Annotated in this window: 21 protein-coding genes and 1 riboswitch; of the genes, 8 read left to right on the top strand and 13 right to left on the bottom strand. The window is 72.2% G+C overall.

The window, feature by feature from the left end; translation table 11 throughout:
• The first annotated feature begins 70 nt into the window (after positions 1-70).
• The 4 genes from IG99_RS36420 to IG99_RS36435 all read left to right on the top strand — a co-directional run bounded on the left by IG99_RS36420 (position 71) and on the right by IG99_RS36435 (position 7,084).
• The gene (locus IG99_RS36420) at positions 71-1,432 is read left to right on the top strand and encodes an FAD-binding oxidoreductase (protein WP_037681987.1); all 1,362 of its coding nucleotides are present in this window, start codon (positions 71-73) and stop codon (positions 1,430-1,432) included.
• Entirely contained in the window at positions 1,429-2,184 is a 756-nt protein-coding gene (locus IG99_RS36425; protein ID WP_037681989.1) for a decaprenylphospho-beta-D-erythro-pentofuranosid-2-ulose 2-reductase, read from the top strand. Before IG99_RS36420 ends, IG99_RS36425 begins: the two co-directional genes overlap by 4 nt.
• A gap of 135 nt (positions 2,185-2,319) precedes the next feature.
• Complete coding sequence (locus IG99_RS36430; RefSeq protein ID WP_051866346.1) at positions 2,320-2,742, top strand: CU044_2847 family protein; 423 nt, start codon at positions 2,320-2,322, stop codon at positions 2,740-2,742.
• Entirely contained in the window at positions 2,729-7,084 is a 4,356-nt protein-coding gene (locus IG99_RS36435) for an nSTAND1 domain-containing NTPase (protein ID WP_037681992.1), read from the top strand. Before IG99_RS36430 ends, IG99_RS36435 begins: the two co-directional genes overlap by 14 nt.
• An 8-nt stretch (positions 7,085-7,092) precedes the next feature.
• Here the strand turns inward: IG99_RS36435 and IG99_RS36440 are convergent, their stop codons facing one another.
• A complete protein-coding gene (locus IG99_RS36440; RefSeq protein WP_037681995.1) occupies positions 7,093-7,674 on the bottom strand; it encodes a 2'-5' RNA ligase family protein in 582 nt (193 codons plus the stop codon).
• A gap of 173 nt (positions 7,675-7,847) precedes the next feature.
• Positions 7,848-8,861, bottom strand: coding sequence for a tryptophan--tRNA ligase (trpS, locus tag IG99_RS36445; RefSeq protein WP_037682044.1), 1,014 nt, complete (start codon positions 8,859-8,861; stop codon positions 7,848-7,850).
• A gap of 129 nt (positions 8,862-8,990) precedes the next feature.
• Here trpS and IG99_RS36450 point away from each other — a divergent pair, with 129 nt between their 5' ends.
• Positions 8,991-9,656 carry a hypothetical protein gene (locus IG99_RS36450; RefSeq protein ID WP_234312080.1) on the top strand — a complete coding sequence of 222 codons (666 nt, stop codon included), beginning with the start codon at positions 8,991-8,993 and terminating at the stop codon, positions 9,654-9,656.
• Between the two features lie 17 nt (positions 9,657-9,673).
• Here the strand turns inward: IG99_RS36450 and IG99_RS36455 are convergent, their stop codons facing one another.
• A complete protein-coding gene (locus IG99_RS36455; RefSeq protein ID WP_037681997.1) occupies positions 9,674-11,125 on the bottom strand; it encodes a glycine hydroxymethyltransferase in 1,452 nt (483 codons plus the stop codon).
• A gap of 45 nt (positions 11,126-11,170) precedes the next feature.
• Positions 11,171-11,260, bottom strand: a riboswitch (ZMP/ZTP riboswitch).
• Between the two features lie 115 nt (positions 11,261-11,375).
• On the opposite strand from IG99_RS36455, the gene rocD reads away from it, so the two are divergent.
• Entirely contained in the window at positions 11,376-12,581 is a 1,206-nt protein-coding gene (gene rocD / locus IG99_RS36460; RefSeq protein ID WP_037681999.1) for an ornithine--oxo-acid transaminase, read from the top strand.
• Between the two features lie 158 nt (positions 12,582-12,739).
• On the opposite strand, the gene IG99_RS36465 is transcribed toward rocD, so the two are convergent.
• Genes IG99_RS36465 through IG99_RS36475 form a run of 3 tightly spaced genes read right to left on the bottom strand, consistent with a single transcriptional unit; the run spans position 12,740 to position 14,711 of the window.
• The gene (locus tag IG99_RS36465) at positions 12,740-13,129 is read right to left on the bottom strand and encodes a hypothetical protein (RefSeq protein ID WP_037682000.1); all 390 of its coding nucleotides are present in this window, start codon (positions 13,127-13,129) and stop codon (positions 12,740-12,742) included.
• A gap of 24 nt (positions 13,130-13,153) precedes the next feature.
• Entirely contained in the window at positions 13,154-14,341 is a 1,188-nt protein-coding gene (locus IG99_RS36470) for a glutathionylspermidine synthase family protein (protein ID WP_037682003.1), read from the bottom strand.
• 16 nt (positions 14,342-14,357) lie between these two features.
• The gene (locus tag IG99_RS36475; protein ID WP_037682006.1) at positions 14,358-14,711 is read right to left on the bottom strand and encodes a hypothetical protein; all 354 of its coding nucleotides are present in this window, start codon (positions 14,709-14,711) and stop codon (positions 14,358-14,360) included.
• 126 nt (positions 14,712-14,837) lie between these two features.
• On the opposite strand from IG99_RS36475, the gene IG99_RS36480 reads away from it, so the two are divergent.
• Positions 14,838-15,686 carry a DMT family transporter gene (locus IG99_RS36480; RefSeq protein WP_037682007.1) on the top strand — a complete coding sequence of 283 codons (849 nt, stop codon included), beginning with the start codon at positions 14,838-14,840 and terminating at the stop codon, positions 15,684-15,686.
• Between the two features lie 31 nt (positions 15,687-15,717).
• Here IG99_RS36480 and pdxR read toward each other — a convergent pair whose 3' ends face one another.
• Entirely contained in the window at positions 15,718-17,112 is a 1,395-nt protein-coding gene (gene pdxR / locus IG99_RS36485) for a MocR-like pyridoxine biosynthesis transcription factor PdxR (protein ID WP_037682008.1), read from the bottom strand.
• 47 nt (positions 17,113-17,159) lie between these two features.
• Here pdxR and IG99_RS36490 point away from each other — a divergent pair, with 47 nt between their 5' ends.
• Entirely contained in the window at positions 17,160-17,675 is a 516-nt protein-coding gene (locus tag IG99_RS36490) for a carboxymuconolactone decarboxylase family protein (protein WP_037682010.1), read from the top strand.
• Positions 17,676-17,684: 9 nt separating this feature from the next.
• Here IG99_RS36490 and IG99_RS36495 read toward each other — a convergent pair whose 3' ends face one another.
• The 6 genes from IG99_RS36495 to IG99_RS36520 all read right to left on the bottom strand — a co-directional run bounded on the left by IG99_RS36495 (position 17,685) and on the right by IG99_RS36520 (position 26,029).
• Positions 17,685-18,647 carry an ABC transporter substrate-binding protein gene (locus IG99_RS36495; protein ID WP_037682012.1) on the bottom strand — a complete coding sequence of 321 codons (963 nt, stop codon included), beginning with the start codon at positions 18,645-18,647 and terminating at the stop codon, positions 17,685-17,687.
• 1 nt (position 18,648) lies between these two features.
• Positions 18,649-20,595 carry an ABC transporter permease gene (locus IG99_RS36500; protein WP_037682014.1) on the bottom strand — a complete coding sequence of 649 codons (1,947 nt, stop codon included), beginning with the start codon at positions 20,593-20,595 and terminating at the stop codon, positions 18,649-18,651.
• Positions 20,595-21,677 (bottom strand): quaternary amine ABC transporter ATP-binding protein, encoded by a 1,083-nt coding sequence (locus IG99_RS36505; protein ID WP_051866350.1) that lies wholly within the window; start codon positions 21,675-21,677, stop codon positions 20,595-20,597. The genes IG99_RS36500 and IG99_RS36505 overlap by 1 nt, the downstream gene beginning before the upstream one ends.
• Positions 21,677-23,206, bottom strand: coding sequence for a GMC family oxidoreductase (locus tag IG99_RS36510; RefSeq protein WP_037682015.1), 1,530 nt, complete (start codon positions 23,204-23,206; stop codon positions 21,677-21,679). Before IG99_RS36510 ends, IG99_RS36505 begins: the two co-directional genes overlap by 1 nt.
• Positions 23,207-23,336: 130 nt before the next feature.
• Entirely contained in the window at positions 23,337-24,863 is a 1,527-nt protein-coding gene (locus IG99_RS36515) for an aldehyde dehydrogenase family protein (protein ID WP_037682017.1), read from the bottom strand.
• 323 nt (positions 24,864-25,186) lie between these two features.
• On the bottom strand, positions 25,187-26,029 hold the full coding sequence (locus IG99_RS36520; protein WP_037682019.1) for a hypothetical protein: 843 nt from the start codon (positions 26,027-26,029) through the stop codon (positions 25,187-25,189).
• Positions 26,030-26,136 lie beyond the last annotated feature (107 nt).

Raw genomic sequence — 26,136 nt, forward strand, 5'->3', positions numbered from 1 at the left:
TCACCCGTTTTGGGGAGATAGTGGATGTTTCTTGTCAAATAGCCCATAGCTGGGCGATACGGTCGCAGGCATGTCTGCCGAGACCGTTTCCGTCACGGGATGGGGCCGCACCGCCCCGTCCGCCGCCCGTCTGGTCCGCCCCCGCAGCTACGCGGAGGCGCGGGCCGCCGTGCGGGAGTGCGGAGTGCGCGGCGCGATCCCCAGGGGCCTGGGGCGGGCGTACGGGGACGCCGCACAGAACGCCGGCGGGACGGTGTTCGACATGACGGGGCTGGACCGGATCCGCACGATCGACGCCGACGCGGGCACCGTGCGCTGTGACGCGGGTGTCTCCCTGCACCGGCTGATGGAGGTGCTGCTGCCGCTGGGCTGGTTCGTCCCGGTGACTCCCGGCACCCGCCAGGTGACCGTCGGGGGCGCGATCGGCGCGGACATCCACGGCAAGAACCACCATGTCTCGGGCTCCTTCTCCCGCCATGTCACGTCCCTGGACCTGCTCACCGCCGACGGCTCGGTCCGTACGGTGACGCCCGGGACCCCGCTGTTCGACGCGACCGCGGGCGGCATGGGCTTGACCGGCGTGATCCTGGCGGCGACTCTCCGGCTCCTGCCGGTCGAGGCCTCCTTGATGTCGGTGGACACCGAGCGCGCGGGGGACCTCGACGACCTGATGGCCCGGCTGACCGCCACCGACCACCGCTACCGCTACTCGGTCGCCTGGATCGACCTCCTCGCCCGCGGCGCGGCGACGGGCCGCGCGGTGCTCACCCGCGGCGACCACGCCCCCCTGGACGCCCTCCCGGCGCGGGCCCGCAGAAACCCGCTGACCTTCCGCCCCTCCCGGCTCCCGGCCGCCCCCTCCCTCCTCCCCGAAGGACTGCTCAACCGTAGAACGGTCGGGTTGTTCAACGAATTCTGGTACCGCAAGGCCCCACGCGCGCGTGCCGGTGAGCTCCAGACGATCTCCGCCTTCTTCCACCCCCTCGACGGCGTCCCCCACTGGAACCGGATCTACGGCCGTGGCGGCTTCGTGCAGTACCAGTTCGCCGTCCGCCACGGCCAGGAGGACGCCCTGCGCCGGATCGTGCACCGTGTCTCCGAGCGCCGCTGCCCCTCCTTCCTCGCCGTCCTCAAACGGTTCGGGGAGGCCGACCCGGGCTGGCTCTCCTTCCCGCTGCCCGGCTGGACCCTGGCCCTGGACATCCCCGCCGGGCTGCCCGGCCTCGGCACCTTCCTCGACGAGCTGGACGAGGAGGTCGCCGCCGCCGACGGCCGCGTCTACCTCGCCAAGGACTCCCGGCTGCGGCCGGACCTGCTCGCCGCGATGTACCCCCGCCTCGCCGACTTCCGCGCCCTGCGCGCGGAGCTCGACCCGCGCGGGGTGTTCGTGTCCGACCTCGCCCGTCGCCTCAACCTCCAGGAGCTGTCGTGAAGGACGCCTTCGGCCTCCCCCAGTCCCTCCTCGTCCTCGGCGGTACGTCCGAGATCGCGCTGGCCACCGCGCGCCGCCTGATCATCCGCCGCACCCGCACCGTGTGGCTGGCCGGGCGGCCCTCGCTCGCCCTGGAACAGGCCGCGGAGGGCCTGCGCGACCTGGGCGCCGACGTCCACACCGTCGCCTTCGACGCGCTCGACCCCGACTCCCACGAGGCGGTCCTCGGCAAGGTGTTCGCCGAGGGCGACATCGACATGGTGCTGCTCGCCTTCGGCATCCTCGGCGACCAGGCCCGTGACGAACGCGAGCCGCTCTCCGCCGTGCGCGTCGCGCAGACCAACTACACCGGCGCGGTCTCGGCGGGCCTGGTCAGCGCCCGCGCCCTCCAGACCCAGGGCCACGGCTCCCTCGTCGTCCTCTCCTCGGTCGCCGGTGAGCGGGCCCGCCGCTCGAACTTCATCTACGGCTCCAGCAAGGCCGGACTCGACACCTTCGCCCAGGGCCTCGGCGACGCCCTGTACGGCACGGGCGTCCACGTCATGGTGGTACGCCCCGGCTTCGTCCGTACGAGGATGACGTCCGCCCTCCCCGAGGCACCCCTCGCGACCACCCCGGAGGCGGTGGCGACAGCCGTCGAGCTGGGCCTGCGACGCCGCTCGGAGACGGTGTGGGTGCCGGGCGCGCTGCGCGTGGTGATGACGGCGCTGCGGCACGTACCGCGGGCGGTGTTCCGGCGGTTGCCGATCTAGGGCACCGCTGGGCTCTCCATCAACTCGCCGTTCTTTTCGCCCCGTTGAAGTCCGTGTGCAGTTCTGCGTACATTGCTTGGTCTCCTGCGCCCGATCGGGCGCAGTGCCAGAGGGAAGCGACGGGCAAGCGGCGCCATGGCGGACATCACGGAATTCCAGGCGAGCGACGGCACGGTGTTGCGGGTCGAGGTCGATGGGCCTCCGCCGTCGTACCGAGACGGCGGCGGCGCGTACGAGCCGGTGCGGCGGCGGCGCGAGGGCGGTGGCGCCGCGGCCGCTGCCGCGGACACCCTGCGGCAGGCCGTGGACCGGGTGCGCCCGGCCGCGCAGGACGTGCTGAACTCACTGCGCTCGATGCCGGAGAGCCCCGACCGGGTCGCCCTGGAGTTCGGGGTGAAGCTGAGCGCGGACGCGGGGGTCGTGCTCGCGCGCGCGGCCAGTGAGGCGCACTTCAAAGTCCTGCTGGAATGGGAACGACAGCCGCGCCGCGCGGCCGACGCGGAAGCGGACGACGAGCCGTCGTCCCCGGATGCGGGACCCGCCGGTGACGGCGGCTGACGCGCACCGTCCCGCACCCGCCGCCCCACGCGTCGCGTTCGAGCAGGGACTCGCCCGGATCCTCGACCCGAGCGGCGAGCCGGTGGGCGCCGGTTTCCTGCTCACCCGCGACCTGGTGTGCACCTGCGCGCACCTGCTGGCCGACCTCACCGACCCACAGCCGCCCCGACCGGACGAGCCGGTCCTGGTGGACTTCCCCCTGCTCACCGAGGGCCGCTCGGCAAGGGTATCGGCCACTGTCACCGGCTGGCACCCCGCCGACGACATCGCACTGCTCCGGCTGGCCCACGAGGTTCCCGGGGCCGCGCCGCTCCCGCTGGCCGGCCCCGACGCGCCGCTGTACGGGCGCGAGGCACGGCTGTACGGCTTCCCGGAGGACACCGACACGGGCGTGAACGCCCACGGCATCCTGCGCGGCGGGCAGGGCGCGGGCCGCATCCAGCTGGACGCCGGTCACGGCAGCGTGCCGATCCGGCCAGGGTTCAGCGGCAGTCCCGTCTGGGACGTCGAGGCCCGGCACGTGGTCGGGCTGCTCGCGACCCGGGGTCGCGGCGGGATCGCGGGGACGGCGTATCTGATACCCGCCGGACGGCTGGCCCCCGCCGGGCCGCACCCGTCGGACGACGGGGGCCCTTTCAAGGGGCTGCTCCGCTTCGAGGAGACGGACGCGCATCTCTTCCTCGGCCGCGAGCGGGAGACGGAGACGCTCCTGTCGGCGGTGCGGGAACGCCCGCTGACCCTGCTGACGGGGCAGTCGGGCACGGGCAAGTCGTCGCTGCTGCGGGCCGGTCTGCTGCCCCGGCTGCGGGACACGGATGCCGTCGTCGTGGTACGGACACCCCGGGAGGCGGATGACCCGGCCGAGTTCCTCGGCGAGGCACTGCTGGCGCTGTGGGAGGCCACCGAGTCCGGGGCGGACGCCGCCGCCCACCGTGCGACGGTACGGGAGGCGCTCGCGGGTGACGGACTGGCGCTGGCCCAGCTGCGCGAGCGCCTGCGTGCCGCGACGAAGGACCGGCTGGGCGTCCTGGTGCTCGACCAGTTCGAGGAGTACGCGGCCGCCGCGCCGCTCGCGGCCCGCCGGGTGGTGACCTGGCTGCGGGACCTCACCGCGGTCGGGACGAAGCCCGTGCCGGGGCGAGGCCCGCGGGCCGTTCTGTCCGCCCGGCACGCCACCCTGGACGTCCTGGCGGCCGCGCTGCCGGCCGCCGAACGGCCGCACGCGCTCGTCCACCTCGATCCGCTCACCGACGAGGCCCTGGCCCGGGTGATCGCCGAGCCGTTGCGCCCGATCCCCGGCGCCGGACTCGATCCGGGCCTCGCCGATCTGCTGCTGCGCGACGCCCGCACGGCCCAGGACACCCGCGGGGAGACCAACTCCCTGCCCCTACTGGAGTTCACCCTGGCCGAGCTGTGGCGACGGCGCTCCGGGGGACGTCTCACCCTGGCCGCGTACCAGGAACTGGGCAGTCTGTCGGGCGCGTTGGCGCAGCACGCGGAGCGCACCCTGCGCGAGGCCGTGGACGAGGGCCTCGCCGACGAGCAGGCGGCGCGGCGCCTGTTCCAGCGGCTGGCGCGCCCCGACGGGCTCGGCCGCTTCCTGCCGGACACCGTTCCCGCCGCCGAACTGGACGCCGGGCAGTTGCGGTTGGCGCAGCGCATGACACGGGAGAAGCTGCTCGTCTGGACCCGGCCGAGGCCGGGCGAGGCAACCGGGACGGGGGAAGCCCCGGGGGAAGCGCTGCGCATGGCGCACGAGGCGCTGCTGCGCGAGTGGGAGTGGCTGCGCACCTGTCTGCGTGAGGGTGAGGAGTTCCGCGCCTGGCAGGCCGACGTGGCGGAGCACGCCCGCCGCTGGCGTGAGGCGGGCAGCCGCCCGTTCGCCTCCGCGCCCGAACGGCTGTTGTCGGCGGCGGACCACTGGCGGTCGGAGCGGGCCCGGGACATCACCGATGTGGAGCAGGCCTATCTGGCGGCCGGCCGCCGCCAGGCCCGCCGGGGCGCGTACGTCCTGCGCGCCTTCGCCGCCACGGTCACCGTCCTGACCCTGCTGGCCGGCTGGCTGGCCTGGGACGCCTCCCGCAACCGGGACACGATCGAGGATCAGCTTGCCGCGCTCGCGTCCCAGCAACTGGCGGACCTCTCGCAGGAGCGGTCGCCCACCGACCTCGGCCTGTCGGTGCAGATGGCCATGGGCGCCTGGGCCACGGATCGCACCGACAAGGCGGGGTCGGCCCTCTTCCGCCAGTACATGCGGATGCGGGACGTGGAGGCGGTGCACCCCGGTCTGTGGTCGGGCACGGTGCAGCGCACGGCGTCCGCCCCGGGCCGGGACGTGCTGGCGGTGATCACCGCCTCCAGTGAGCGCCGCCGGGAGGTGAACATCGTCACGGACGCCACGTCCGGCGAGCCCCGGGTCCGCCGCCTCGACGACGTCCCCAAGGGCGACGTCGCCGACGCGTTCAGCGACGACGGGCGCTGGTACGCGATGGCCGCGGTGGACGGCTCGGTACGGCTGTGGCGGACGGACGCGGCGGACACCGGGCCTCGGCTGCTCACGGGCGTCCGGCAGCCGGAGCCCGACGAGGTGTACGAGTCGTCGTTGGACTTCTCCGACGACGGCTCCCGCCTGCTGCGCCTGTACGAGTACGGGGAGAAGCACGGCAGAGCCACCACGGAGCGGGCCGCTCTGGACGTCTGGGAGGTGCCCTCCGGTACGGCGGTCCATGGGGCGGGGCGGCTGGTCGCCGGCCGCAGGGGCGACGACGCCGCCTTCGTGGACGAGGGCCGGCGGGTGGCTCTCTCCTGGATCCGCAAGGCGCCGGCCTCCTACGTGTCGTCGGTGGGCGTCTTCGGGGTGTCCGACGGCAAGGAGCAACGGCGGCTGATCACGGACGCCAAGGCATTCCCCGACCTCACGGCCCGAGGAAAGCTGCTGCACGTCGGCGGCAAGGTCCTCAGCGTGGACGGCAGTCGCCCGGAACGCGGAATTCCGGGCGACTTCGGCGACATCCTCAGCGGCACGGATGCCTCGGAGCTCTACCGCTCGGTGATCCGCAGGGCGGAGAATTCCTCGAACTACGGCGTGGAGTACGGAGTCCTCAGCCTGTTCGGCGTGCGGGACGGCACCAGTTGGACGGCGGTGGTGCCCACCGACGACGCTTCGCGGGACGAGGGAGACGTCGCGGTGTGGGCGGCGCGGAAGAAGGCGGGAGCGCCCGAGGCGGTGGCGGTGGTCGGCGACGGTCTGGTCCGGCTGAAGCTGACCGAGAGTGCCCCTCTCCTCATGCGCGCCACCTCCCAGGACGATCTGACGGAGCTCGCGCCGGACGCCGACCGCTTCGCCACCACGTACGGGGGCGAGCTGTATCTGAGCGCTCCGGGAGGCCCGACCCGGTCGGTGACGTTGCCGGGAGACCCGGACAACACCCGCTGGCAGCTCACCTGGGTGCGTGCGCAGGGCTGGGAAGGCGTAGCCGCCTGGGACGCGGAGGGCCTGAGCCTCGTCCTGTGTGCGGCCGACGACCCGGCGCGCCGCCTCGAGGTCGATCTCGGCTCGCTGCTCAAGAAGGGCGCCGAGACCACCACCATCGAATCGGTGGGCCAACTGGGCAACGGTGACCTGGCTGTTCTGGTGTCCACCAACCAGGTCCTGCGCCTCGACCCGCGTACCGGGATGCCCGTCGCGCAGGCGCTGCGGGTGGCACCGCCCGAGCCGTACCCGCCCGGCCTCGGCAGCCCGGGCCAGCTCGTCCCCCGCCCGGGTCACCCCACCCAGGCACTGATCGTCACCCGGTCCCGTCACAGGTACGGCGGACTGGAGCTGTGGGACCTCGCCAAGGGCGCCCGGGTAACCCACTGGACCGCGGCGATGGGCGTGGCCGGTCCGCTCGACGACGCGACGCAGAGCACCATGCGGTTCAGCTCGGACGGGGGCCTGGTGGCCGTGGCTCACCAGGACAAGAAGGTGCGGTTCTGGGACGTGGCGACCGGCCGCCCGACAGGAGGCACGGTGCCCTTCGCCGCCGGCTCGAAGCTGATCGCCCTCATCGGCACCGAGACCCTGGTCTCGCTCGGCGGGAACAACACCTTCCGGCTGCATGAGGTGCCGACCGGCCGGGCGCTGGGCGAGAGTCTGGCCTCACTGAACATCGACCAGTACTCGGCGGTGGTGACCGGCACCACCGTCCGGCTCGTCGCGCGGGGGCAGCTCCAGAGCTTCGGCAGCGACCCGGAGACGTGGTGGCGGCAGCTCTGCCGAAGCGCGGACCGCCCCTACACCCAGGCCGAGCTCAAGCAGCTCCCGCCCGGCGCGCGCACCGGCCGCCCCTGCTCGGCCTGACCTCTGGGTCAGTGGGCCGGCAGCCTGCCCTGTTGAAGGGGCGCCGACGCCTGCGGCGGGACGACCGGCCCGCCGAAGCGGTAGTCGCGCAGCTTGCGCCAGACGCCGTCGACGCCCTGTTCGTAGAGGGCGAAGCCGGTGCAGGACCACTCGGCCTCGTAGTCGGCGAGCTCTTCATAGGCACGGTCCATCGCCGCGTCGTCGATGCCGTGGGCCACCGTGACGTGCGGGTGGTACGGGAACTGCAGTTCGCGGGGCACCGGGCCGGAGGCGTCCCGGAGCTGCTTCTGCAGCCAGGTGCACGCCTCGGCGCCCTCGGCGATCCGGACGTACACGACCGGCGACAGGGGCCGGAAGGTGCCGGTGCCGGACAGCCGCATGGGGAACGGGCGGCCCGCCCCCGCCACCTCGGTCAGGTGCGCGTCGATCGCGGGCAGATCGGCGGCCTCGATCTCGGTCGGCGGCAGCAGGGTGACATGCGTGGGGATGCCGTGAGCAGCGGCGTCGCCGAAGCCCGCGCGCCGCTCCTGGAGCAGGCTGCCATGAGGCTCCGGGACCGCGATCGACACACCGATCGTTAGGGTCCCCACGTCGTCTCCTGTCGTCGTGTCGGCTGCGTTCCCGGGCTCGGTCTCAGCCTTCCGGCTATCGACTGTACGGCCACGGCCGGGTTGCGGGCAGGCGCAGCCGAAGTGATGTGCAGCGCTCTGCGGGGTGGTACGCCGGCCGGTGCGGCGGGCGTAGGCGCGTGTCCTTGCCCGCGTCAGTGCTTGGCGGGCAGGAAGCCCACGCGGTCGTACGCCTGGGAGAGGGTCTCCGCGGCGACGGCACGCGCCTTCTCCGCACCCTTGGCCAGGATCGAGTCCAGCGTCTCCGGGTCGTCCAGGTACTGCTGGGTCCGCTCCCGGAACGGCGTCACGAACTCGACCATGACCTCGGCGAGGTCCGTCTTGAGAGCGCCGTAGCCCTTGCCGGCGTACTTCTCCTCCAGCTCGGTGATGCCCGCGCCGGTGAGCGTCGAGTAGATCGAGAGCAGGTTGCTGACGCCGGGCTTGGCCTCCCGGTCGAAGCGGATCACCGTGTCCGTGTCGGTGACCGCGCTCTTGACCTTCTTCGCCGTCGCCTTCGGGTCGTCGAGCAGGTTGATGAGGCCCTTCGGCGTGGACGCCGACTTGCTCATCTTGATCGACGGGTCCTGGAGGTCGTAGATCTTCGCCGTCTCCCTGAGGATGTACGGCTTCGGGACGGTGAAGGTCTGGCCGAAGCGGCCGTTGAAGCGCTCGGCGAGGTCGCGGGTCAGCTCGACGTGCTGGCGCTGGTCCTCACCGACCGGGACCTCGTGGGCCTGGTAGAGCAGGATGTCCGCGACCTGGAGGATCGGGTACGTGAACAGGCCGACGCTCGCACGGTCGGCGCCCTGGCGGGCGGACTTGTCCTTGAACTGCGTCATGCGGCTCGCCTCACCGAAGCCGGTGAGGCAGTTCATGACCCAGGCGAGCTGGGCGTGCTCGGGTACATGGCTCTGGACGAAGAGGGTGCAGCGCTCCGGGTCGAGGCCGGCGGCGAGGAGCTGGGCCGCGGCGAGGCGCGTGTTGGCGCGCAGGTCGGCCGGGTCCTGCGGGAGCGTGATCGCGTGCAGGTCGACGACCATGTAGAACGCGTCGTGGGTCTCCTGCAGGGCCACCCACTGGCGGACGGCGCCGAGGTAGTTGCCGAGGTGGAACGAGCCTGCGGTGGGCTGGATTCCGGAGAGCACGCGGGGACGGTCAGAGGCCATGTTCACCATTCTCTCAGGTCCCGGGACCAGATCCGGAACTGGTCCGAAACAGAGGGGACTCAACCCGGCTCCGGGGTGTAACAAGGGGCATGGGCATACGTGGGGGCGCGGCGAGGTACCGGGGGGACGATGGCAGGGCACTGTGGGCGCCGGTGGGTACGGACGGCATGGGTGGCGGCGACGGCGTGCGCCCTCGCTCTGGGCGGGGCCCCCGGAGCGCGGGCGGCGGATCGCCCCGACATAGCGATGATCGTCCCGGGCGGCACGGACGGCACGACGGCCCTGCGTGCCGACGATCCCGCCTTCGATCGGCTCTGGGAGCTGTTGCAGCCGATGTCCACGGGGACCGAGCCGGTGCCCACGGCCTGGTCCGAGGGGCGGTATCCGGCCGTGCGGCTCACCGTGGTGTGGGGGCTGACAGGAGTGGGCGGATGGCCGCAGAGTCACCGGGCGCCGGGCGGGGACGTGGCCGTCGAGCGCCAGGACCAGCTGTTCCTGGCGCAGGACGGCACTCCCTGGGTGCGGACGGATCCGGCGCCTCAGGTGCAGGACGACGACATCCGGTGGCACCGGGCGCCGCGGGCGGCCTACGACCGGCTGGCCCAGGAGGGACTCCTGGGTGAGAGCCAGGACGCGTCCGGCGGTGGCGGTCGCCGGTCCGTTGATCCGCTGTGGTGGGCGGCCGCAGGGCTCGCCGCCGGATTCGCGGGCGGCTTCCTGACACGCCGCGCGGCGGCCCGGCGGGAGGCCGGACCGTCGCGGGAGGAGCCCCGGCAGGAGCTGATCGATCTCTGAGCTCCGGCGAGGGACGGTCAGCCCAGGTCGATCTCCGGGTACAGCGGGAAGCCCGCGACCAGGTCCGTCGCCCGCTGGGAGATCTCGTCCGCCACCTTGGCGTCCAGGACGTGGGAGGCCTTGGAGGGGGCGCCCGACTTGGTGGTGCCGGGCTCGGTGGTGGTCAGGACGCGGTCGATGAGGCCCGCCACCTCGTCCATCTCCGCCGTGCCCAGGCCACGCGTGGTCAGGGCGGGGGTGCCGATGCGGATGCCGGAGGTGTACCAGGCGCCGTTGGGGTCGGCGGGGATGGCGTTGCGGTTGGTGACGATGCCGGAGTCGAGGAGGGCGGCCTCGGCCTGGCGGCCGGTGAGGCCGTAGGAGCCCGCGACGTCGATCAGGTTGAGGTGGTTGTCCGTGCCGCCGGTGACGAGGGTCGCGCCGCGGCGGGTCAGGCCCTCGGCGAGGGCGCGGGAGTTGTCGACGATGCGCTGGGCGTAGTCCTGGAAGGCGGGCTGCCGGGCCTCGGCGAGGGCGACCGCCTTCGCGGCCATGACGTGCGGGAGGGGGCCGCCGAGGACCATCGGGCAGCCGCGGTCGACCTGGTCCTTGAGGGAGTCGTCGCACAGGACCATGCCGCCGCGGGGGCCGCGCAGGGACTTGTGCGTGGTGGTGGTGACGATCTGGGCGTGCGGCACCGGGTCGAAGTCGCCGGTGAGGACCTTGCCCGCGACCAGGCCCGCGAAGTGGGCCATGTCGACCATGAGGGTCGCGCCGACCTCGTCGGCGATCTCCCGCATGATCCGGAAGTTCACCAGACGGGGGTACGCCGAGTAGCCCGCGACGATGATCAGCGGCTTGAACTCACGGGCGCTGGCGCGCAGGGCCTCGTAGTCGATCAGTCCGGTGGCCGGGTCGGTGCCGTAGGAGCGCTGGTCGAACATCTTGCCGGAGATGTTCGGGCGGAAGCCGTGGGTGAGGTGACCGCCGGCGTCCAGGGACATGCCGAGCATCCGCTGGTTGCCGAAGGCCTGGCGCAGCTCGGCCCAGTCGGCCTCGGTGAGGTCGTTGACCTGGCGGGCGCCGGTCCTCTGCAGGAAGGGGGCCTCGACACGGTCGGCGAGGACGGCCCAGAAGGCGACCAGGTTGGCGTCGATGCCGGAGTGCGGCTGGACGTAGGCGTGGCGGGCGCCGAAGAGCTCGCGGGCGTGCTCGGCGGCGAGCGACTCCACCGTGTCGACGTTGCGACATCCGGCGTAGAAGCGGCGGCCGACGGTGCCCTCGGCGTACTTGTCGCTGAACCAGTTGCCCATCGCGAGGAGCGTGGCCGGGGAGGCGTAGTTCTCCGAGGCGATCAGCTTGAGCATCTCGCGCTGGTCGTGGACCTCCTGGCCGATCGCGTCGGCCACGCGCGGCTCGACGGCGCGGATCACGTCGAGGGCGGCGCGGAACGCGGTGGACTCGGTGGAGAGGGGCTGCTGCTCGGACATGTCGTCGGCCTCCGGGTGGCGTGGCGTGCAAGCGGTCACGGTTCTCGGTCTGGCCCAGGCGCACGGCACTCGGTCACTCACGGGCCGCTCCCCGATGGTCCGTCCCATCCTTGCGCGCCAGTCACGACCCGTCGATCAGCCTACCGGCCACGCCGGAGAGCGAAGGTCCCGCGTCCACCATCCGAGCGAGGATAAGAAGGGAGGGCTGCAAGGAGGGCTGCCGCAGGGCTGTCTCACCCCGGGAGGTCCCGTGACCAAGACGGATGCGTTCATCGCCGCCGCCGACGCGCACAGCGCGCACACCTACCACCCGCTGCCGGTGGTCGTCGCGAGCGCCGACGGGGCGTGGATGACGGATGTGGAGGGGCGGCGGTATCTGGATCTGCTGGCCGGTTACTCGGCGCTCAACTTCGGACACGGCAATCGGCGGCTCGTCGAGGCGGCGAAGGCCCAGCTGGAGCGGGTGACGCTGACCTCGCGGGCCTTCCACCACGACCGGTTCGCGGCGTTCTGCGCGGAGCTCGCCGAGCTGTGCGGCATGGAGATGGTGCTGCCGATGAACACGGGCACCGAGGCGGTGGAGACGGCCGTCAAGACCGTCCGGAAGTGGGGGTACCGGGTCAAGGGCGTGCCGGCGGAGATGGCGAAGATCGTCGTCGCGGGCAACAACTTCCACGGGCGTACGACGACCGTCATCAGCTTCTCGACGGATCCGGAGGCGCGCGCGGACTACGGGCCCTACACGCCCGGCTTCGAGATCGTGCCGTACGGGGACCTGACCGCGATGCGGGCGGCGATGACCGAGAACACGGTCGCCGTGCTGCTGGAGCCGATCCAGGGCGAGGCGGGGGTGCTGGTGCCGCCGGCCGGTTATCTGCCGGCCGTGCGGGAGCTGACCCGGGAGCGGAACGTGCTGTTCGTCGCGGACGAGATCCAGTCCGGGCTGGGGCGGACCGGGCGGACGTTCGCGTGCGAGCACGAGGGGGTCGTGCCGGATGTGTACGTGCTGGGGAAGGCGCTGGGAGGCGGGATCGTGCCGGTGTCGGCGGTGGTGTCGAGCGCGGAGGTGCTGGGGGTCTTCCGGCCCGGGGAGCACGGGTCGACGTTCGGGGGGAATCCGCTGGCCTGTGCGGTGGCGCTGGAGGTGATCGCGATGTTGCGGTCGGGGGAGTTCCAGGGGCGGGCTGCGGAGCTCGGCGAGTTTCTGCACGGGGAGTTGAGGGCTCTGGCCGGCACGGGGAGAGTGACGGCCGTGCGGGGGCGGGGGTTGTGGGCGGGGGTCGATGTCGCGCCGGAGTGCGGCAGTGGGCGTGAGGTGTCGGAGAGGTTGATGGATCGGGGGGTGCTGGTGAAGGACACGCGCGGGCCTACGATCAGGATCGCGCCGCCGCTGATGATTTCCGAGGGGGACCTGGAGTGGGGGCTTGATCAGTTGCGGGGGGTGTTGGGTGCGTAGCGCCGTGGGCGGAATGGTCTGTCATGCGGTGCGGGCCGCATGTGGCTGATCCCGCCCACGTCGGTAGGCGCACGGACGCCGCGGCCAGGCGGGGAGGGTCGCGGCGATGGTGTCCCACCACGACCGCGGCGACCCGCAGCAGCGCCCGGCGCGGAGCCTCACCGCCTCTGCTTTCTCACCGCCCAGCCGATGACGAATCCGAGCCCCGGCAAGGGCAGGACCGTCACCACGACGATCAGGGCCACCAGGAAGAGGAACGCCAGTCCACCCGGAGTCCACCGGAAGCCGGTTCCGTAACTCTGGACAGCGCACGTCGCCGTCGTGGCAGCGGCCGACAGCGCGGCCACTGCCGTGGCTTCCCGCCGGGCGCCGAGACGGCCGAGGCCGACGCCCAGGGGGAAGCCCAGGACGCCGACCACGACGAAGACGACCAGCAACGGTAGCGCCGTGAGGTCACCCCTCGCGAGTGCTCTCGCCGCCCAGGGACTCGCCGCCGCGGCCACGACCCAGACGGCGGAGGGCAGCCAGACCTTTGCCGTGCTTCTCATCGCTCCTCATCGCCTCGCAGGAGGTCAAAGGATCACGTGAGGCAGAAAGCGGGCGTATTCGTCCGTCACCAAGCCTGACGACTCCCGGATGCCCAGGCCCGCCGACTCGTCCTCCACCACCCAGGCGCCGAGCACCACGTGGTTGCCGTCGAAGGCCGGCAACGGGGCCAGTTGCTGGTAGCAGCGGGGCTCGTCGCCGCGTACGACGGGCTCCGCGCCCGGCTCGTGGATCGTCACCCCGGCGCCCTCGCGGCCCAGCAGCGGCTTGGCCACGTAGCCCCGGTCGGAGGCCAGCTCCCGGGGGCCGTCCAGGTAGGCGGGGAGGAGGTTGGGGTGGTCGGGGTGGAGCTCCCAGAGGATGGCCAGGAGGGCCTTGTTGCTGAGGAGCATCTTCCAGGCCGGCTCTATCCAAACGGTGCTGCCCGTGCCGCCACCGTTGTCGAGCGTGTCGAGGACATGCTCCGCGAAGCGGTCGGTGGTGAGCCACTCCCAGGGGTAGAGCTTGAAGCAGCTGCGGATGAAACGGAGCCGGTTGTCGACGAAGCGACCGGAGAGACGGTCCCAGCCGATGTCCTCCATGGGTATCCAGTCCGTGTCCAGGCCGGCCTGTTCGGCGGTCTCCTTGAGGTAGGCGACCGTCATGAGGTCCTCGCCGAGTTCGTCGGCGGTGGAGTGCGCGAAGTACAGCGGGCTGCCCGGCGGGAGGAGGGCGGACTGCTTGCGCCAGGCGTCGACGAGGCGTTCGTGGAGGGAGTTCCACTGGTCGGCGCCGGGGAAGCGGTCCTCCATCCAGAACCACTGGGGCGAGGCGGCCTCGACCAGGGAGGTGGGGGTGTCGGCGTTGTACTCCAGGAGCTTGGCCGGGCCCGTACCGTCGTAGCGGAGGTCGAAGCGGCCGTAGACGGAGGGGAGTTCGGCCCGGCGGTGCCAGGCCTCGGCGACCGCGGCGGCGAGGCGCGGGTCGGTGATGCCGAGGTCGGCGAAGCGGTCGGCGGAGACGATGTGGTCGGCGGCCGCCAGGCACATGCGGTGCAGTTCCTCGACGACCTCCTCCAGCGCCTCGACCTCGTCGAGGGCGAAGACGTAGTACGCGCTCTCGTCCCAATAGGGGCGCAGCGAGTCGTCGGGGTGGCGGGTCAGCGGATAGACGAGGCCCTGTTCCTCGACGATCCGCTGCCAGTCGGGGCGGGGCTCGATGGTGCGGCGTTCCACCTGTGGCGTCCCGGGCTCAGCCGCCGCCGCTGCCGGAGCCGGAGCAGCCGAAGCCGCCGCGGTCGACGGCCTCGCTGCGGCTGAAGGTGCCGTCGTCGGCACGGCCGTTGCTGACGTCGGCGTCGTAGTACCAGGCGGCGTCGGTCCTCTTGCCGGTCTTGCCGGTCTTGCCCTTCTTGCCGGAGGACGAGGAACCGGACTTGCAGTTCTTGTCGGCGACGACCTTGTATCCGTAGACGGAGTCGTAGTTGTCGCGGTCCACGCAGCGGCGGTCGGGGTCCGATCCGCAGGCCGTCAGGGTCGCCGCGACGACTCCCATGCCGCCGAGTACGACCGTGCTGGAGCGCAGTCGCCTCCGTGTCTCCGCCATGTCCCCGTCTCCCCGTGTCTCCCCGTGCGAAGTCTCTCCCGTACTCAGCCTAGAGATGGGTGAGAAAGGGTATGCGCCGGCCCCGGTCATTTCGGCTGCCTCTAGAGTCCCTATGTGCTGTTTGGAATGGTGTGCGCGCTTGGCGCGGCGGTCTGCTTCGGTACGGCGACGGTGTTGCAGGCGATCGCCGCGCGGGCGGCGGCAGGTGGGGGCGGCGGTGAGGCCGCGCTGCTGCTGCGGGCACTGCGGCAGTGGCGGTATCTGGCCGGGCTGGCGCTGGACGGGCTCGGGTTCCTGTTGCAGATCGCCGCGCTCAGATCCCTTCCGATCTACGCCGTGGGCGCGGCGCTCGCCGCCAGTCTCGCGGTGACGGCGGTGGTGGCGGCGCGGTTGCTGCGGGTGCGGTTGAGCCGGGTCGAGTGGGGCGCGGTCGCGGTGGTGTGCGCGGGCCTCGCGATGCTGGGGCTGGCGTCCGGGACGGAGGGCGACGAGGCGGGACCCGACTGGTTGTCGTACGCGATGCTCGGGGTGGCGGTCGCGGTGCTGCTGCTGGGGGTGCTGGGCGGGCGACTGCCGGAGCGGGGGCGGGCGATGGTGCTGGGGCTGGCGTCGGGGTTCGGGTTCGGGGTGGTGGAGGTGGCGGTGCGGCTCATCGACGATCTCGATCCGGGCTCGCTGTTGAGCAATCCGGCGACGTACGCGTTGCTGCTCGGGGGCGGGGCGGCGTTTCTGGCGCTGACGTCGGCGTTGCAGCGGGGGTCGGTGACCGCGGCGACGGCCGGGACGGTGATCGGGGAGACGATCGGGCCGGCGCTGGTGGGGGTGGTGTGGCTGGGGGACCGTACGCGGGAGGGGCTGGCGTGGCTCGCGGTGCTGGGGTTTGTGGTGGCCGTGGTGGGGGCGTTGGGGTTGGCGCGGTTCGGGGAGGTGGCCTCCGGCGAGCAAACGGAGGATCGTGCGGGGGCGTTGGGGTGAGTCTTTGGGGGCTCGGACACGTGCCCCCTCCTCAGGGCAGCGCCTTGCACAGTGCCTCCAGGGTTCCCGACCAGGCGTGGTCCGGGGGCGTTCCGTATCCGACGACCAGCGCGTCCATCGGCTGGGGCTCGGCCTCCGGATGGCGGTAGCGGGACAGGCCGTGCAGGGCGAGACCCTGCCAGGCCCCGGCGCGGACGACGGTCTCCTCGGTACCGGGCGGGAGTTGGAGGACGGCGTGCAGTCCGGCAGCGATTCCGGTGACCCGTACCTCGGGGGCGCGGGCGGCGAGCGCCTCGACCAGGGCGTCGCGGCGGGCCCGGTAGCGCTGGCGGGCGGAGCGGACGTGGCGGTCGTAGGCGCCGGAGGTGAGGAACTCGGCGAGGGTGAGCTGTTCCAGGACGCCGGTGGTCAGGGCGCCGCCGAGCCGGGTGATCCCGGGGGTGAGGTGCGGCGGCAGCACCAGCCAGCCCAGGCGCAGGCCCGGGGCGAGGGACTTGCTGGTCGTGCCCAGGTGGACGACGTGTTCCGGGTCGAGGTCCTGCAGGGCGCCGACGGGCTGGCGGTCGTAGCGGAACTCCCCGTCGTAGTCGTCCTCCAGCACCAGTCCCCCGCTCCGTCGCGCCCACTCGACCACGGCCGCCCGCCGCTCGGGCCGCAGGGCGACGCCCAGGGGGAACTGGTGGGCGGGGGTGAGGAGGACGGCCCGAGGGCCTTCGGAAGCCGTCAATTCCTCCGTCCGGGTGCCGAGTTCGTCGAAGGGCAGCGGGATCGTGCGCAGGCCCGAGCGGTGCAGGAGGTTCCAGTGGACGTCGAGGCCGTACGACTCGACGGCGAGCGTGCGGGTGCCGTCGTCGTGGAGGGCTTCGGCTAGGAGTCTCAGGCCGTGGGCGAAGCCGGAGCAGATGACGATGTGGTCCGGGTCCGCGCGGACGCCGCGGGCCCGGGCCAGGTAGTCGGCGAGGGCGGTGCGCAGTTCGACGCGGCCGCGGGGGTCGCCGTAGTCGAGTGCGTCGCTCGGGGCGGCGGTGAGGGCGCGGCGGCCGGCCTTGAGCCACTCGGCGCGGGGGAAGGCGGAGACGTCGGGGCTGCCGGGGATGAGGCTGTAGGGGAGGCGGCCGGGTTCGCGGTGCCGGCGGGGCGGGCGGTCCTGCCGCCTCGGTACCGCGCGTTCGGCGACCTGGGTGCCGCTTCCCTGTCGTGCGGTGAGCCAGCCCTCGGCGACGAGGTCGGCGTAGGCCTCGGCGACGGTGTTGCGGGCGATGCCCAGGTCGGCAGCGAGGGAGCGGGAGGAGGGCAGCCGGGTGCCGGGGGCGAGGCGGCCGGTGCGGACGGCCTCACGCAGGGCGTCGGTCAGGCCGCGGCGCAGCCCGGGTCCCGCCGGTTGCAGGTGGAGGTCGATACCGAAAGTGGCCCATGCTCCGGACATGGAAATGGACCATACCCGCGGGCTGCTTCGCTCCTAGGGTCGAGTGCATGACGACGAGCGAGATCAACAGCACCGAAGACCCGTACGCCCCCGAGACCGCCCCCCGCCTGGCCTGGGCCGAGCTCGCGCCCGAGGTGTACAAGAGCATGGTCCGGCTGGACGCGGCCGCCCGGAAGGGCCTCGACCCGGCCCTGGCCGAGCTGGTGAAGATCCGCGCCTCCCAGCTCAACCACTGCGCGTTCTGCCTCGACATGCACACCAAGGACGCGCTCGCGGCGGGCGAGAGCGTGGAGCGGATCGTCCAGCTCTCCGCGTGGGAGGAGTCGCGGCACTTCTACACCGAGAGGGAGCTGGCCGCGCTGGAGCTGACCGAGGCCGTCACGGTGCTGACCGACGGTTTCGTGGCCGACGAGGTGTACGAGAAGGCCGCCAAGCACTTCGACGAGACCGAACTCGCCCACCTCGTCGCCACGATCACCGTGATCAACGCGTGGAACCGCTTCGGGGTGACCTTCCGGCTGACGCCCGGTCACTACGAGCCGGGGCAGCACCGGCACCGCTGAGCGTGACCGTCAGGACAGCCACTTCCGCCACGTCGACTCGTGGGTCTTGACCCACTTCTTCGCCGCGTCCTCCGGTGTCATCTTCTGGTCGGCGATCATCAGGGACACCTCGTTCTGGTCCTCGGTGGTCCACTTGAACTTCTTCAGCAGGGCCGCCGCCTTGCCGCCGTCCTTGGCGAAGTCGGTGTTGAGGTACTTCTGGAGCGGGGTGTGCGGGTAGGCGCAGGTGATCTTCGCCGGGTCCGCGTCGCAGCCCTCCTTGTAGGGAGGCAGCTTGACCTCGGTCATCGGCACCTTCTTGAACAGCCACTGCGGGGAGTACCAGTACGTCAGGAAGGGCTTCTTCTCCTTGGCGAACTGCCGCATCTGGGTGATCTGGGCGGCCTCGGAACCGGCGAAGACGACCTGGTAGTCCAGCTTCAGGTTCTTCACCAGCGCCTTGTCGTTGGTGACGTACGACGGTGAGCCGTCGAGGAGCTGGCCCTTGCTCCCGCTCTCCGGGGTGCGGAACAGCGAGGAGTACTTGTTGAGGTTCTTCCAGTTGGTGATGTCCGGGTGCTGCTTGGCCAGGTACGTCGGGACGAACCAGCCGATGTGCCCGGTGACGCCGAGGTCGCCGCCGGGCGTGATGGTCTTCTTGTCCTTGACGTAGAGCTGCTCCTGGTCGGGGTGGCCCCAGTCCTCCAGGATCGCGTCGACGCGGCCCTGGCTGAGCGCGTCCCAGGCGGGCACCTCGTCGACCTGGACGGTGTCGACGTGGTAGCCGAGCTCGTGCTCCAGGAGGTACTGGGCGACGGCCACGTTGGCCTGGGCACCGACCCAGGACTGCACGGACAGGGTCACGGACTTCGACCCGTGCGCGTTGGCGAAGGGCGAGGCCTGCTTGGTCATGTCGGCGGCACCGCAGCCGGTCAGCAGCAGGAGTGCCGACACTCCGGCCACGGAGGCCGTCACGGTCGTACGCGGTCGCATGTCACGCTCCCTTCTTCGCGCGGCGTTCCGTCGGCTGGGTCACGCGGTCGAGCATCAGGCCGAGGCAGACGATCGCGCCGCCGGCCACCAGACCGGTGGCGAGGTCGCCCTGCGCGAGGCCGAAGACGACGTCGTAGCCGAGCGCGCCACCGCCGACCAGGCCGCCGATGATGACGACGGCGAGGACCAGGACGACGCCCTGGTTCAGGGCGAGCAGCAGCGACTCGCGGGCGAGCGGGAGCTGCACCTGGCGCAGCTGCTGGCCGCTGGTCGCGCCGAGCGAGCGGGCCGACTCCAGGGCGGCCGGGTCGACCTGGCGCAGGCCCTGGGTGGTGATGCGGACGACGGCGGGCAGCGCGTAGACGACGGCCGCGGCGACCGCGGGGGCGCGGCCGACGCCGAACAGGGCGACGACCGGGATCAGGTACACGAACTGCGGCATCGTCTGGAAGACGTCCAGGACGGGGCGCAGGGCGCGTTCGAAGCGGTCGCTGCGGGCGGCCGCGATACCGGTCGCGAAGCCCAGGACGAGGGTGACGGCGACGGCGGCGAGGACCTGGGAGAGGGTGTCCAGCGACGGCTGCCACACGCCGAGCACGCCGATGGCGGCCATGGCGAGGACCGCGGTGAGCGCGGTGCGCCAGGTGCCGATCACCCAGGCCAGGGCGGCGACCAGGAGCAGCACGGACCACCAGGGCAGCCACTGCAGGCCGCCGCGGATCGGGTCGAGGACCCAGGTGGTGAAGTGGCCGGCCCAGTCGGCGGTGCCGCCGATGTAGGGGACACCGGAGTAGAGGTGGGCGGTCATCCAGTCGACGACGCGGTTGACCGGTTCGGCGATGGCGACCGTCCAGGAGTCGGGCCATTCGAGGCGGCCGAGGAGCCGTCCGGCGAGCGCGACGGCGACGGTGCCGAGCAGCGCGTACAGCCAGTACGTGCGCGGGGTTCCGGAGTGGGAGTCGCCGGAGCTTCCGGCGGCACCGGTCACCCGGTCCAGGACGACGGCGAGCAGCACGATCGGGATGCCGGCCGCGAGGGCCGCGCCGACGTCGACGGAGGCCAGCGCCTGGTAGACGCGGTCACCGAGGCCGCCCGCGCCGATCACGGAGGCGATGACCGCCATGGACAGCGCCATCATGATCGTCTGGTTGAGGCCGAGGAGGAGTTCCTTGCGGGCCAGCGGGATGCGGGCGGTCAGCAGCCGTTGGCGCGCGGTGGCGCCGAGCGACTCGACGGCCTCCATGACCCCGGGGTCGGCGCAGCGCAGGCCGAGCGCGGTGAGCCGGGCCATCGGCGGGGCGGCGTAGACGACCGTCGCGAGGACGGCGGCGGGGACGCCGATGCCGAAGACCAGCACGACCGGCAGGAGGTAGGCGAAGGCCGGCAGCACCTGCATGGTGTCCAGGACCGGGCGCAGGATCCGGTCCATGCGGTCGGAGAGCCCCGCGGCGAGGCCGAGCAGGGCGCCCACGACGACGGAGGCCAGGACGGCGACCACCATCAGGGCCAGTGTCTGCATGGTCGGCACCCACATGCCGAGCAGACCGCAGGCGAGGAAGGCGGCCGCCGTACCGAGGGCGAGCCGGATCCCGGCGACGCGCCACGCGACGAGGGCGCCGATCGCCGTCACGCCCGCCCAGCCGACGGCCAGGAGGGTGAGGTAGACGGCGCGTACGGCGATCACGACCGCGTTGCTGACGTAGCCGAAGAAGTACAGGAACAGCGGGTGGCTGTCGCGGTTGTCGATGATCCAGTCGCTGACACTGGTCAGCGGCTTGGTCAGGTCGACGGTGAGTTCCTGCGGCCAGGCGCCGCTCGCCCAGCGGGAGTTGGCGAGGGGCACGAGGATCGCCGCGGCGAGCGCGAGCAGCAGGAGCTTGCGGACGGCCTGGTGCTTGAGGACACCGGGGAGACCGACGCGGGGGGCGGGGGTGGTGATCGTGGCCATCAGGCGGCCTCCTTGTAGGTCCCCGTTCCGGCGACGACGTCGAGCAGGCGCTCGTGGTCGACGACGCCGACACAGCGGCCCTTGTCCACGACGCAGGCGGGCCGGCCCTGCTCGGCGACGACCCGGATGGCCTCGGCGACGACGGTGTCGGGGGTGAGCGCGCCCGGATGGTCGGAGCTGCCGCAGTCGCCGGGGCGCATGGCCGTGCGGACGGTGATGACCTGCTCGCGCGGCACGTCCCGGACGAACTCGCGGACGTAGTCGTCGGCCGGGGAGCCGACGATCTCCTCCGGGGTGCCCAGCTGCACGACCTCACCGTCGCGCATCAGCGCGATGCGGTCGCCCAGCTTCAGGGCCTCGCTCAGGTCGTGGGTGATGAAGACCATGGTGCGGCCCTCCTCGCGGTGCAGGCGGATGACCTCCTCCTGCATGTCCCGCCGGATCAGCGGGTCGAGGGCGCTGAACGGCTCGTCGAACAGCAGCACCTCGGGGTCGACGGCGAGGGCGCGGGCCAGGCCCACGCGCTGCTGCTGGCCGCCGGACAGCTGGCCGGGCCTGCGCTGCTCCATGCCCTCCAGGCCGACCTTCTCCACGACCTCGGCGGCCTTCTCGCGGCGCTCGCCCTTGCCGACGCCCTGGATCTCCAGGCCGTAGGCCACGTTGTCGAGGACCGAGCGGTGCGGGAGGAGGCCGAAGTGCTGGAAGACCATGGCGGCGCGGTGGCGGCGCAGTTCGCGCAGCCGCGACTTGTCCATGGCGCGCACGTCCTCGCCGTCGATGACGATGGTGCCGGCGGTCGGTTCGATCAGCCGGGTCAGGCAGCGCACCAGGGTGGACTTGCCGGAGCCGGACAGGCCCATGACGACGAAGACCTCGCCCTTGCGGACGTCGAAGGAGACGTCCCGGACGGCGGCCGTGCAGCCGGTGCGCTCCCGCAGTTCGGCGGGCGGGAGGGCGGCGAGTTCGGGGTCGGCGGGGATCTCGTCGGCCTTGGGTCCGAAGACCTTCCACAGGCCGTCCACCGAGAAGACGGTGTCCTCGGTCGTGTCGTCGGACGTCGTGCGCTCCATGGACGTGGTCATCACGCCTCACCTCCGATCAGGTCGACGGCCCGCTCCCCGACCATGAGGACGCCGATCATGGGGTTGACGGCGGTCATGGTGGGGAAGACGGAGGCGTCGGCGATCCGGATGCCCTCAAGGCCCCGGATCTTCAACTGGGGATCGACGACGGCCATTTCGTCGTCGGGCGCGCCCATACGACAGGTGCCCGCCGGGTGGTACACGGTGTGCGCGACCTTGCGCGCGTACTCGCTGATCTCGTCGTCGCTCGTGATGTCCGGGCCGGGGGCCACCTCGCGCTTGAGCCAGCCGGCGAGGGGTTCGGACTCGGCTATCTCACGGGCGATCTTGATGCCGTCGACGAGGGTACGGCCGTCGTAGTCGTCCTCGTCGGTGAAGTAGCGGAAGTCCAGGGCGGGCTTCACGGCCGGGTCGGCGCTGGTCAGGTACAGACGGCCGCGGCTCTTGGGCTTGGGGATGTTCGGGGTCATCGAGACGCCGAACTCCGGGCGCTGGTACCCGAGTCGCTCGGGGTTGTCGGTGAAGGGGACCTGGTAGAAGTGGAACATCAGGTCCGGGCCCGGCTGTTCGGGGTCGCGACGCACGAACAGGCCCGCGTCGGAGTCCATCGCCGAGTTCTCGGGGATGGGGCCGTCGGTCTCCCACACGATCACCGACTCGGGGTGGTCGAGCAGGTTCTCGCCGACGCCGGGCAGGTCGTGCGCGACGGGTATGCCCAGTGCCTCCAGGTCCGCCTTCGGGCCGATGCCGGAGTGCATCAGCAGCCGGGGCGAGTCGATGGCGCCGGCGCACAGCACGACCTCACGGCGGGCGGTCACGAGGAGTTCCTCGCCGTCCTTGGTGCGCACGTGGACGCCCCGGGCTCGGGTGCCGTCCAGGTCGAGCTTGTGGGCCCAGGTCTCCAGGAAGATGTGGAGGTTGGTCCGCTCGTCCATCACCGGGTGCAGGTAGGCCACCGAGGCGCTGGAGCGCTTGTTGTTCTCGGGATGGTAGGCGAGGTCGAAGAAGCCGACGCCCTCGGTGAAGGGCTTCTTGTTGAAGCCCTCGATCCGCGGGACGCCGACCGCCTTCTGGGCGGCGTCGACGAAGTCGCGGGCGATGGCGTTGCGGTCCTTCTCGTCCACCGGGACGATGTTGTTCTTCAGGCGCGCGTAGTACGCCTCCATCGGCACCGCGCCCCAGCCCTCGGCGCCGGCCTCCTCCCACTCGTCCCAGTCCGAGGGCAGCGGCTTGAACGCGATGAGGGTGTTGTGGGAGGAGCAGCCGCCGAGCACACGGGCACGGCTGTGCCGGATGTGGGAGTTGCCGCGCGGCTGTTCGGTGGTCGGGTAGTCGTAGTCCAGCTCGCCGCCGAGCAGCCCCATCCAGCGGCGCAGGGTCAGGACGTCCTCGCGGTCGACGTCGCTGGGGCCGCCCTCGATGACGGCCACGGTGACGTCGGGGTTCTCGGTGAGGCGGGAGGCGATGACGGAGCCCGCTGTGCCGCCGCCGATGACGACGTAGTCGTACTCGTGGGTTTTGTCGGGCATGGGGGTGGTACTCCAGGGTGCGATGAGAGGGGGGAGAGATGAGAGGGGGGATGAAAGGGGGGAGATGAGAGGGAGAAGGAGGGGGACGTGAGGGTGGGAGTAGAGGCCGGGTGGCTGGGCAGGGGTGGGCTCAGCCCGCGAACCACCGCACCGGCTTCGGCGCGAGGTTCTGGTAGACGTGCTTGGTCTCGCGGTACTCGGCGAGTCCGGCCGGGCCCAGTTCGCGTCCCACGCCGCTCTTTCCGAAGCCTCCCCACTCCGCCTGCGGGAGGTAGGGGTGGAAGTCGTTGATCCAGATGGTGCCGTGGCGCAGCCGGCCGGCCACCCGTCGGGCCCGTCCCGCGTCGGCGGTCCAGACACCGCCCGCGAGGCCGTACTCGGTGTCGTTGGCGAGCGCGATCGCCTCGTCCTCGGTGCGGAAGCTCTCGACGGTGACGACCGGGCCGAAGACCTCCTCACGGACCACGCGCATCTCGCGGTGGCAGTGGTCGAGGACGGTGGGCTCGTAGAAGTAGCCGCCGGCGGGTCGCTGGTCGGACGGCTCGGGGCGCCGGCCGCCGGAGCGCAGCACCGCGCCCTCGGACAGGGCCGACTCGACGTACGCCTCGACCTTGGCGCGCTGCTGCTCGGAGACCAGGGGGCCGCACTCGACGCCGTCCTCGGTGCCGCGGCCGAGGCGGATCTTCTCGGCGCGGCGGGCGAGTTCGGCGACGAAGCGCTCGCGGACGCTCTCCTCGACGATGAGGCGGGCGCCGGCCGAGCAGACCTGGCCGCTGTGGATGAAGGCCGCGTTGAGGGCCTGGTCGACGGCGGTGTCGAAGCCCTCGTCGGTGGCGCAGGCGTCCGCGAAGACGACGTTGGGGTTCTTGCCGCCGAGTTCGAGGGCGACCTTCTTGACGGTGGGGGCGGCGGCCTGCGCGACCTTGGTGCCGCTGACCAGGCCGCCGGTGAAGGAGACCAGGTCGACGTCGGGGTGCTCGGCGAGGCGGGCGCCGACCGAATGGCCGGGTCCCGTCACGATGTTGGCGACCCCGGCGGGCAGCCCGGCCTCCAGGAGCAGGTCGATCAGGGCGACCGTCGTCAGCGGGGTGATCTCGCTCGGCTTGATCACGAACGTGTTGCCCGCGGCGAGCGCCGGGGCGATCTTCCAACTGGCCTGGAGCAGCGGGTAGTTCCAGGGTGTGATCATCGCGCACACGCCGACCGGCTCGTGCACGACGACGCTGTGCACATCGGCCGTGCCGGCGTCGACGACCCGGCCGGGGGCCTCGCCGGCGACGAGGTCGGCGAAGTAGCGGAAGGCGTCGGCGACGCAGTCGATGTCGACGCGGCCCTCCTCGACGGTCTTGCCCGCGTCCCGGCTCTCCAGCAGGCCCAGCGACTCGCGGTCCCGGGTGAGCAGGTCGGCCGTGCGGCGCAGCACGTCGGCACGTTCGCGCGCCGGCGTGCGCGGCCAGTCGCCCTCGCCCCCGGCGAAGGCCGCGTGAGCGGCCGCGACGGCGAGGTCGGTGTCCTTCTCGTCACCCTCGGCGACCACGGCGAACGTCAGCCCGTCCGCGGGGTCGAGGATTTCGCGCGTGGCGCCGGAGACGGCTTCACGCCATTCCCCACCCGCGTGAATGGTCTTCCGCACCTGCTGCTGCGCACTGTCCGCCATGGTCGGTACTGCCTTCCGTTCCTGTTCAGCCCCCCTGCGTCACACGCGTGTCACTCACGTGGCACGGGAGCATCTGCCCGTGCCCCTCGAATGCATGCGCAATCCTTGTCCGAAAGTGCGCTGCATCACTGAAGATGCGGATAGAACGGGATGAACTGGACAGGTGTCGGGCCGTGTCCGAAGTCGATAGGCAGGGCGGCCGGGGCGTGTCCTGCGCGTGGACCGGGTCACCGACGTCGCCCGCCTCGACGGCACGCCGAGCAACTCACCATGCTCCAGGCACCGTTCCACGTCCTCGGGCCGCCGGAACCGCGGGAGACCGGTCAGGCGCACTCCCCGCCCGTCGGGCAGAACGACCTCACGGCGGTCGTCAGCGGGTCGCGCACCTGGGCGGGGTTGAGGGTTTCGGGGCCGCTGGAACGGATGGCGTAGAGGGTGCCGTCGACCGCGCGGAAGCGGTGGTCGACGACCCGGCGGGGGCCGACGTCGGGGTCGTCATAGCGGTACGTCAGCTCGGCCCAGGTGTCGCCCGAGGCTCGGTCCAGGACCCGGTAGCCGGACCGGCGGGCGAAGCCGTAGCCGGGGTCGTTCTCGGCGAGGTCGAGGGACTGCGCCGGGGTGTCCTCGGCGAGCGCGAAGATCTGCAGGTGACGGCCGTCGTCCGGGGAGTCGTAGGAGACCACCGCGGCCAGCTGCCCCTGCTTCTGTCTGCGGGTCCAGCCCTCGGGGACGGAGAGCGAATAGCCGACGGGGTCCTCGGCGCGCCGGTAGCCGGTCCGCTCGGGCGTCGCGGTGGTCACGCCGACGCTCGTGGCGGGCGTACCCCCGGCCCCGGCCCCGGCCGTGTCGTCGCGCATGAGGTACCACGCACCCGTTCCGGCTCCCACACCGAGCAGCACCGCGAGGGCCAGCGTGACGGCCAGCCGACCCGCCGAGCGCCGGGGAGCCGGGGCGGGGCGGTACGGGAGCTGCGGTTCGGGGGATGCGGTCACGGGGTACGGCGGTGGCGTCCACACCGGCGGCAGGACACCGTCGGTCTGCGTCTCGGCGTGGGCCCAGGGCGGCGGAGAACCGGGCTCCCGGGCCGCCCAGGCGGCCTGGCCGCCGTCCTCGCTGGGTTCGCGTTCCGGCCCGGAACCGGAGCTGTAGCCGTACCACCCGCTCATCCCGTCGCACCCCCCGAAATCGCCCTGCCGGGCACTTTTTCCGACGGTAGCGGCGAAAACGGCCACGGGCCCCCTTCCGGAAGGAACCGGAACGAGGCCCGTGCGGG

Origin of the sequence: Streptomyces griseus subsp. griseus, from assembly GCF_000720255.1 — a bacterium.
In the GTDB taxonomy this organism is placed as follows: domain Bacteria; phylum Actinomycetota; class Actinomycetes; order Streptomycetales; family Streptomycetaceae; genus Streptomyces; species Streptomyces griseus_I.

What these genes read in the sequence shown, in the direction of transcription:
- IG99_RS36495 (WP_037682012.1), bottom strand. Translation starts at nt 18,647, where the DNA reads ATGCGACCGCGTACGACCGTGACGGCCTCCGTGGCCGGAGTGTCGGCA.
- IG99_RS36490 (WP_037682010.1), top strand. Translation starts at nt 17,160, where the DNA reads ATGACGACGAGCGAGATCAACAGCACCGAAGACCCGTACGCCCCCGAG.
- IG99_RS36475 (WP_037682006.1), bottom strand. Translation starts at nt 14,711, where the DNA reads ATGGCGGAGACACGGAGGCGACTGCGCTCCAGCACGGTCGTACTCGGC.
- IG99_RS36480 (WP_037682007.1), top strand. Translation starts at nt 14,838, where the DNA reads ATGGTGTGCGCGCTTGGCGCGGCGGTCTGCTTCGGTACGGCGACGGTG.
- IG99_RS36465 (WP_037682000.1), bottom strand. Translation starts at nt 13,129, where the DNA reads ATGAGAAGCACGGCAAAGGTCTGGCTGCCCTCCGCCGTCTGGGTCGTG.
- IG99_RS36510 (WP_037682015.1), bottom strand. Translation starts at nt 23,206, where the DNA reads ATGCCCGACAAAACCCACGAGTACGACTACGTCGTCATCGGCGGCGGC.
- IG99_RS36520 (WP_037682019.1), bottom strand. Translation starts at nt 26,029, where the DNA reads ATGAGCGGGTGGTACGGCTACAGCTCCGGTTCCGGGCCGGAACGCGAA.
- IG99_RS36500 (WP_037682014.1), bottom strand. Translation starts at nt 20,595, where the DNA reads ATGGCCACGATCACCACCCCCGCCCCCCGCGTCGGTCTCCCCGGTGTC.
- IG99_RS36420 (WP_037681987.1), top strand. Translation starts at nt 71, where the DNA reads ATGTCTGCCGAGACCGTTTCCGTCACGGGATGGGGCCGCACCGCCCCG.
- IG99_RS36430 (WP_051866346.1), top strand. Translation starts at nt 2,320, where the DNA reads ATGGCGGACATCACGGAATTCCAGGCGAGCGACGGCACGGTGTTGCGG.
- IG99_RS36515 (WP_037682017.1), bottom strand. Translation starts at nt 24,863, where the DNA reads ATGGCGGACAGTGCGCAGCAGCAGGTGCGGAAGACCATTCACGCGGGT.
- IG99_RS36505 (WP_051866350.1), bottom strand. Translation starts at nt 21,677, where the DNA reads ATGACCACGTCCATGGAGCGCACGACGTCCGACGACACGACCGAGGAC.
- IG99_RS36455 (WP_037681997.1), bottom strand. Translation starts at nt 11,125, where the DNA reads ATGTCCGAGCAGCAGCCCCTCTCCACCGAGTCCACCGCGTTCCGCGCC.
- trpS (WP_037682044.1), bottom strand. Translation starts at nt 8,861, where the DNA reads ATGGCCTCTGACCGTCCCCGCGTGCTCTCCGGAATCCAGCCCACCGCA.
- IG99_RS36450 (WP_234312080.1), top strand. Translation starts at nt 8,991, where the DNA reads ATGGCAGGGCACTGTGGGCGCCGGTGGGTACGGACGGCATGGGTGGCG.
- pdxR (WP_037682008.1), bottom strand. Translation starts at nt 17,112, where the DNA reads ATGTCCGGAGCATGGGCCACTTTCGGTATCGACCTCCACCTGCAACCG.